The sequence below is a fragment of the Bariatricus sp. HCP28S3_A4 genome (genome assembly GCF_052066395.1).
GTDB lineage: Bacteria > Bacillota > Clostridia > Lachnospirales > Lachnospiraceae > Allocoprococcus.
Window position 1 is genome coordinate 1 of sequence record NZ_JBQHSE010000061.1, and the last position, 5,527, is coordinate 5,527.

The 5,527-nt window shown below is 43.5% G+C and carries 4 protein-coding genes and 2 pseudogenes; 2 read left to right on the forward strand and 4 right to left on the reverse strand.

The genetic code is table 11. From position 1 onward, the window contains the following. Positions 1 to 35 precede the first annotated feature (35 nt). Both ACTNBF_RS16090 and ACTNBF_RS16095 read right to left on the reverse strand, forming a co-directional pair. Positions 36 to 1,127, reverse strand: coding sequence for a 2-hydroxyacyl-CoA dehydratase (locus ACTNBF_RS16090; RefSeq protein ID WP_441027209.1), 1,092 nt, complete (start codon positions 1,125 to 1,127; stop codon positions 36 to 38). Beyond that, a pseudogene (locus tag ACTNBF_RS16095) lies at positions 1,120 to 2,262 on the reverse strand (double-cubane-cluster-containing anaerobic reductase); the annotation flags it as partial. The gene ACTNBF_RS16090 and the pseudogene ACTNBF_RS16095, both read right to left, overlap by 8 nt. A 435-nt stretch (positions 2,263 to 2,697) precedes the next feature. Between ACTNBF_RS16095 and saoC the strand changes: the two are divergent. After that, a complete protein-coding gene (saoC, locus tag ACTNBF_RS16100) occupies positions 2,698 to 3,246 on the forward strand; it encodes a Cys-Cys-COOH (seleno)protein SaoC (protein WP_441027208.1) in 549 nt (182 codons plus the stop codon). Between the two features lie 86 nt (positions 3,247 to 3,332). On the opposite strand, the gene ACTNBF_RS16105 is transcribed toward saoC, so the two are convergent. Beyond that, positions 3,333 to 3,845, reverse strand: a complete 513-nt coding sequence (locus tag ACTNBF_RS16105) for a response regulator transcription factor (protein WP_441027206.1) — start codon at positions 3,843 to 3,845, stop codon at positions 3,333 to 3,335. Positions 3,846 to 4,006: 161 nt separating this feature from the next. Here ACTNBF_RS16105 and ACTNBF_RS16110 point away from each other — a divergent pair, with 161 nt between their 5' ends. After that, the gene (locus ACTNBF_RS16110) at positions 4,007 to 4,921 is read left to right on the forward strand and encodes a selenium metabolism-associated LysR family transcriptional regulator (RefSeq protein WP_427808116.1); all 915 of its coding nucleotides are present in this window, start codon (positions 4,007 to 4,009) and stop codon (positions 4,919 to 4,921) included. 103 nt (positions 4,922 to 5,024) lie between these two features. Here the strand turns inward: ACTNBF_RS16110 and ACTNBF_RS16115 are convergent. Then, positions 5,025 to 5,195: pseudogene (locus tag ACTNBF_RS16115) on the reverse strand (ABC transporter permease subunit SaoP); the annotation flags it as partial. Positions 5,196 to 5,527 lie beyond the last annotated feature (332 nt).

Below are 5,527 nucleotides of genomic sequence, written 5' to 3' on the forward strand. Positions count from 1 at the left end.
ACTCTCTTGTGAGTGAGTCACGGAACCTGTCCCCGTTATAACATTTCAATAAATGCCGCAACACGAGTCGCAAGCTGTCCGCTGTTTTCTTCGGAAGAATCCGTTTCCACTGCCATGTAAGGAATTCCGAGAGAATCCTCACAAAGCCTCAGCATTTTGTCTCTTTCCACTGGATATGGGTGGCATGTCTGCAGTGTGACATCCAGAACTCCGTCCACTTTATACTCTTCACAGAGGCGTTCGATCAGCCGGAAACGCAGATCATTCGGAGCCATGATCGCACAGGCGGTATTTTGGTAGCAGTCGGCAAGAGCAGCAATGACATCGCTGTTTTCTGTGTCGAAATGCCGGATGGCAGATTTGACAACTTCACAGTTCTCGATACATACGACAACCCCTCGGTTTTCTTCAACAGTGTGCAGGATTTTCTGGTAAATGCTGCTTAACGGGCATCCGGTTACGAGGATTCGTTTTGCCCGTTTCGGCACAGGACTTTCTCTGCTCAGCAGTTCATCACGGGTTTTTATGTTGGCAGCGATCCGCTCTTCGATATCCGGAATCGTACGATGCTTTTCCAGTGCTTCGAAAATCTCACTTCCCCAGGCAGCCGGCGGAGTCTGGCGCTGGATTTCCATTAGGTTCATAATACTTTCACGCTCACGGTTCAGAAGAGCTCCGGCTGAGTGAATTTTTTCTTCTGTCACATCTACATCAAAACGCTTTTTCAGTTCCCGGATGAGAAAACGGCATTCAGACTGGATGAGCGGTTTCACATAATGGCGGTCAGCACCCTGTGGAACTTGATAAAAATAAACGCGGTCCTGCCGTGAAATCAGTTCGTACATTTTTCGTTTCCCATCGCAGGAAGTCTCGGCGAGAATTAAATCGGCATCTTTGAGAGCCTCATCCTCGCAGATATCACAGCAGTTCTTCACAACCGGACAGACATTGCGGGGGAGAAGCCGTGAGGCTGCATCTTTTACACCCCGCACATAGGGGATCCGAAGCGGGATCATATCTGCGGCGAGAAGAATTTCCTGAGGCACATGGGAACAGAATAAAACAGCCACTTTTTTCCCGGTTTTGTGGCAGTCATCGATCAGTTGCTGCAAATTCTGATTATTCATGTGCAGCCTCCTTTCCCATACGAATCATTTCAAGGAAAGCTTCAATTCGGGTGCGGATCTGTCCTGCATCACCTGGGTAAAAATCGGTCTCAATATGTAGGAGCGGGATGCCCATCTCTTCACAGACACGACGGATATTTTCGGTTTCGATGGCAAATGGGTTGCAGGAATGCAGCGTGATGCTCACATACCCGTCTGCGTGCCATTCTTTAATCGTTTCTCTGACCTGATCCATACGCCGGTAGTTCGGAGAGACAACTGCACAAGGAACTTCAATATATTTTTCCGCGATACGGACATATGGATCACGGCTGCGGTCTTCATCGACCAGACGGCGGCGTGAGGAAATGCCGCAGCAGCCTTCATAACAGACGATGGCGCCGCCAAGTTCTTCCATAACATTGATCGTTTTGGCAGAGACTCCGCCGTATCCGCCGCCGGAAACGATCAGACGCGGACGATTCGGATCCGGTTCATATGGATAGATACCATCGTGCCAGTTCTTCTCGCACTGGTCAAGAATCTCGTTAATCTTATTATATTTTGCCTCACGGTCGAACATATACTGCTCGCCTTCCATGATGTCGTTCATTTTGGTTCCGGTGATAGCCGGCGGGTCGTATTTACCCAATTCATAGATGCGGGCAGCCTGAATCCTTTCTTTGTTGCACCATTCGATGGACTCGTTCAGCATATCATCCGTGATCGTGACATTGAATTTCTCTTCCAGACCTTTGGCAAATGCTCGGATCTCTTCGGTCCACATTTCCAGAGAACGTTCATAGTCCGGTACATTCGGAAGATGAATGACCTGCATTGGTTTTAATTCCCCAAGAAGTTCGTACATCTTTTTCTTGCCGTCACAGGTTGTTTCACCGACAACCACATCTGAGAAATAAGCATATGGGCAGCTTTCTTCCAGGGCATGTCCGTAACTTGCTTTGATGAGAGGACATAAATTGGCAGGAAGCCTTGTCTCGGCAGTTTTGATGGGATCAGGACTTCGACCACAGAGAGCCACCTGGTAAAGTCCGGCTGCATAGATGATTTCGGATGGGGTGTACTGGCAGAAAGCGCCGCATATTTTTTCACCCTTGTCTTTTAATTCTTTTACTTTGAGGAAGCCTTCCCGTCTGGCTTCCGCGAAATCTTCAAATGTTCAGGCAACGAAGTTGGCATGTCATTTTCCTCCTTTAACGTATTGTAAAACTACTGTGACTGTTCAGAGCCAACCTCGAAAACACTTCGTGTTTCCTCAGTGTGGCGTATCCGCCAAATAGATTTGTACAAAAAAGTGCTCACGAATGCAAGCATTCATCGCCCTTGTTTGACAAATCTGCTTGGCTCTGAACAGTTACAAACTACCTATTATTATATGTTACGAAAATCAAATAGGCAATGAAACAACCGACTTGCATGAAAAGATAATATTTGAATAGTGATTTATTGGGAATTTTGATATTTGAAAAAACCAAGTACCTAAATGGATAATTCCTTTACATTAAAAAAAATGCAGTTAGAATATATTACAGAATTGTTATAAATGCAAGAAACAAACAGAGGAAATAAAGTGAAAGAAAAGAAATCAATTTTACGAAGCACGTGGGCGAAAGCAGTACTGATCGTTTTGCTCGTATTTGCAGGATTTTTAATCCGGGGAAAACTGGATAATGTCTATGAGCAGATGAAGGAAAAAGAGAAGGAAGAGGCCGAGGAAGGGCCGGTTGGAAGAGAACTGGATTATGCGGAAAATGTTTCAGAAGACAATAAGATTCTGCAGGCGTTTCTGGCAGAGTATCCGGGAGCGGAGGTGCTTGTTGCCTGTGAAAATGATTTGACGAACGATGGCCTTGACGATTTGGTCGTCATATACAGGCTGGAGGGGCATACGTGGCTGCTGGTTACAGTGGACTCGGGAAACAGCATTGATTATGGCTTCACAGAAGCGATTCCGGCTCCTGTTGAGAATCAGAAGATTACGTTCAAGAATATAGATGAGAAGGACGAAATGGAATTTGTCCTGCAGGGACAGAAAGGAAATAAAGTGGGATACGGCATTTACAGGGTGGTCGATAATGCACCGATGAACCTCTTTGGAGAAGGAATGGAAGATTGCTGAGATGTCGTGTAAATTAGAGATTTCTAATTAGGGCAATTCAAGTTAAAGATAAAACAAAACGCGTCTATGACGCGTTTTGCTGAATATTAAGGGAAAAACTGGTAGCCTTTTCCCCATACTGTCATCAGATGCTTTGGCTTGGAAGGGGTATCTTCGATTTTGTCACGCAGACGCTTGATGTAGACCAGAATAGTGTTATCATCAGAAGATTCACTTTTCCACACTTTGGAAAAAATCTCCTGCTTCGTAAGGAGCGTTTCCGGATTCTCCATGAAGAAACATAACAGTGCGAATTCTTTTGAGGAGAGCGAAATCTCTTTACCGTCTTTCAGGACAGTCTGTGAATCGAAGTGCAAGGTAAAGCTTCCGCGTTGTGCCACAGTCTGGAGAACAGATGGGGACGACGGTACTGCAGTATATTGCTGTGCTCGTCTTACGATTGCACGGATCTTGGAAACAAGTACTGTTTTGCTGAATGGCTTGGTCATATAATCATCAGCACCAAGCCCCAGACCTTCTACCTGGGCTGAATCTTCCTCACGTCCGCTCAGCAGGATCACGGGAGTCAGAATCTGGCGTTCTCTAAGTTCTTTTAACAAAGATGAAAAAGAATATTCCGAATCTAAATAAATAGATATAATAAATAAATAAGATTATCCATTGCTTTTTTCGATTAGACTAAAGTGTGAATGAGCATTATAATTATAAAAGAAATAGAAATATGGTTTTATGTTATTAAAGGAAGTTGAAAGTAAGTAAAATGCGTTTAGAGTACGTAAGAAGTTTTATTGGAGTTGTAAATTACAAAAGTTTCTCTTTGGCTGCCAAATATCTCTATTTGTCACAGCCGACAATCAGCACACATATCAAACAACTGGAAGCCGAACTGGGGGTACAGCTTTTGGTTCGTTCGACAAAGGATGTTTTGCTTTCTGAGGAAGGAAAGGTATTTTATCCATATGCATTGCAGTTATTAGAGACGGAGAATCAGGCACTGAAACAATTATGCCGAAGTGAAAATGAGATGAACCAAATGGTCAATGTAGCTGTTTCATCGGTGCCGGGGCATTATATGTTTCCGCAGTTTTTGGCTTATTTTCGAACTAAGAATCCAGATATATGTTTCCGGATTTCGGAAGGTGACAGCGGTGATGTTCTGCAGAAAATTTTGGATTATGAAGTAGAAATCGGGATTGGAGGACTTGATAGCGAAAGTGAAAAGATTCATATGGAAATGTTGTTTGAAGATGAGATTATCCTGATTACACCCAACACGGCAAAATACAGGAATATGAACGGAAAATTCCCGGTTGAGCAGATGAGAAAAGAGTGGTTTATAACGCGTGAATTGGGCAGTGGGACAAAGAATGTCTCTGAAAATATAGAACAGGCACTGAAGCTGGATACTACATCATTGCATGTGGCGGCGCAGTTTGAATCTTCAGAGATGGTGCGAAGAGCAGTAGAAGCGGGAGCAGGAATTGCGTTTATCAGTAAAACCGCAGCAAAGGAATCTCTGGATAAGCAGAAAGTACTGGAATTCTCTTTTGGCGGAGTGAATACAAAGCGGAAAATGTACTTAATGTATCACAAAGAGAGGAGACTGGGAGAAGCAGCGGAACAAATGATCGGTACACTTAAAGATTACTGTGTGGAAAAATACAGCATTATATAATGAATAAAAAAGGGTGCTGCCCCATAGATGATGATTTATCTATGGGGCAGCACCCTTTTTAGACGGCGGCAACCTGGTGGACATGCCGTAGATTCCGTCTTTATTATTCTTTCCATCTTAATAATACGCGTTCACAAAGAACTAAGATTGTATCAATAAGGAAGCCGATAAGTCCGGCAATCACCATATAAGCGAGAACCTTCTCTGCCTGCAGTCTTCCTTGTGCTTCCACCATTATGTAACCGAACCCGGCACTTGTCGCAATGAACTCCGCTCATCTTCCGCCAGTTTTGTCTGTCTTTGCTTTTAGTGGCCTGTATCATACGATCGACCTGCTTGTTCTCTCCCAATATTTCACCTCCTTAGTGACGACTCGTAATTTAATGCAGTAAAATAATAACAAAATTTTAACAAGATATAGCAAGAATTCTCCCACCTCTTTAGGTGGCGAGATGAATTGCAAAAAATATGAGAGAACACTTGTTCTAAGGTGCTGGATGTGGTATAATATAATCAGTCGAATAAAAGAAAGGATTGATTATAATATGGATTTGGATAATAATGCACATTCAGTATTTTTGTTATATTATCATTTGATTATGGTTG

Excerpts from the sequence above, each read along its gene's own strand:
- ACTNBF_RS16090 (WP_441027209.1), bottom strand. The coding sequence starts at position 1,127 with ATGAATAATCAGAATTTGCAGCAACTGATCGATGACTGCCACAAAACC.
- ACTNBF_RS16110 (WP_427808116.1), top strand. The coding sequence starts at position 4,007 with ATGCGTTTAGAGTACGTAAGAAGTTTTATTGGAGTTGTAAATTACAAA.